Source organism: Streptomyces sp. CAI-85 (genome assembly GCF_013363615.1).
GTDB classification, from domain to species: domain Bacteria; phylum Actinomycetota; class Actinomycetes; order Streptomycetales; family Streptomycetaceae; genus Streptomyces; species Streptomyces antibioticus_B.
This window is the reverse complement of sequence record NZ_JAANNX010000194.1, coordinates 1-1,177: the sequence shown is the minus strand read 5'-3', so window position 1 is coordinate 1,177 and position 1,177 is coordinate 1. Positions and strand designations below refer to the sequence as shown.

Annotated in this window: 3 protein-coding genes; all 3 read right to left on the bottom strand. The window is 62.9% G+C overall.

Features of this window, described 5'->3' with window-relative positions:
* A partial coding sequence (locus tag G6W55_RS37720) for a DivIVA domain-containing protein (protein ID WP_175525072.1) occupies nucleotides 1-104 on the bottom strand: 104 nt, incomplete at its 3' end.
* A 52-nt stretch (nucleotides 105-156) separates the two neighbouring features.
* Nucleotides 157-441, bottom strand: a complete 285-nt coding sequence (locus G6W55_RS37715; RefSeq protein WP_030794121.1) for a YggT family protein — start codon at nucleotides 439-441, stop codon at nucleotides 157-159.
* A 62-nt stretch (nucleotides 442-503) separates the two neighbouring features.
* Complete coding sequence (locus tag G6W55_RS37710; protein WP_030794124.1) at nucleotides 504-1,145, bottom strand: cell division protein SepF; 642 nt, start codon at nucleotides 1,143-1,145, stop codon at nucleotides 504-506.
* Between the last annotated feature and the right edge of the window lie 32 nt (nucleotides 1,146-1,177).

Below are 1,177 nucleotides of genomic sequence, written 5' to 3'. Positions count from 1 at the left end.
TCGACCTCGTCGAGGAAGGCATCGACCTCGTCCTCGTCATAGCCTTCTCGGAGGCGGACGGTCGTGAACTGCTTGTTCCGCACGTCCTCGGGGGTCAACGGCATCTCTTCACCTCAACGTAGTCGTCGGCATCGGCAAGACGGTAGTTCACATCGCTCACAGCCGGCTCACGATCGAGATCAGGATGTAGACGATGATCATCAGTACGAAGAAGGACAGGTCGAGCGCCACGCCCCCGAGACGCAGCGGCGGGATGACCCGCCGCAGAAGCTTGAGCGGTGGATCGGTGACAGTGTAGGTGGCCTCCAGAACGACCACCATCGCCTTGCCGGGCTGCCATGAGCGGGCGAACTGGAAGACGTAGTCCATGACCAACCGGAAGATGAGAACCAGGAGGAACACCATCAGCGCGATGCGAACGACATCCAGGACCACGCTCATGTTCGGTGCTTCCCTCTCCCCTGTTTCCCACTGCTCTGTACTGCTGTTTCCGGTGGTGCGTCTCAGCTCTGGTTGAAGAACCCGCCCTCTGCGATGCGGGCCTTGTCCTCCGCCGTGACATCGACGTTAGCAGGCGACAACAGGAACACCTTCTGCGTCACCCGCTCGATGCTGCCGTGAAGACCAAACACCAAACCCGCCGCAAAGTCGACAAGTCGCTTCGCGTCTGTGTCATCCATCTCAGTCAGATTCATGATCACCGGGGTGCCCTCACGGAAGTGTTCCCCGATGGTACGGGCCTCGTTGTAGGTCCGGGGGTGGAGCGTGGTGATCCGGTACGGCTCTCGTTCCGACACGACCTTGGGCATGATCACCGGTGCGTTCTTCTCCAGGGACTGACGTTCTTGTGTGATGGACGCCACGGGCGCGATGCGCGCGGGACGCCCGGATTCCGCGAGGGGCGAAGCGGATCGGGACACCGGCTCGCGCGGGGCGGGCGGCTGTACGATTCGTACCTCTTCGTCCCTCTGGGACTGATGTGCTCCGTGTGACGAGTGGGACGGCTCGTGCCGTCGGTGATCCCGCTCGGGCTCCGGGTCCAGCTCGGGCTCGAAGTCGTCATCGGGGTCGAAACCCCGGCCGTCGTACCCATCGTCCTCCACGAGGCCGAGGTAGACCGCCATCTTGCGCATCGCGCCGGCCATGCTCTGAGTCCTCCGCTCTGTGGTGGATCGGC

What these genes read in the sequence shown, in the direction of transcription:
- G6W55_RS37710 (WP_030794124.1), bottom strand. Translation starts at nt 1,145, where the DNA reads ATGGCCGGCGCGATGCGCAAGATGGCGGTCTACCTCGGCCTCGTGGAG.
- G6W55_RS37715 (WP_030794121.1), bottom strand. Translation starts at nt 441, where the DNA reads ATGAGCGTGGTCCTGGATGTCGTTCGCATCGCGCTGATGGTGTTCCTC.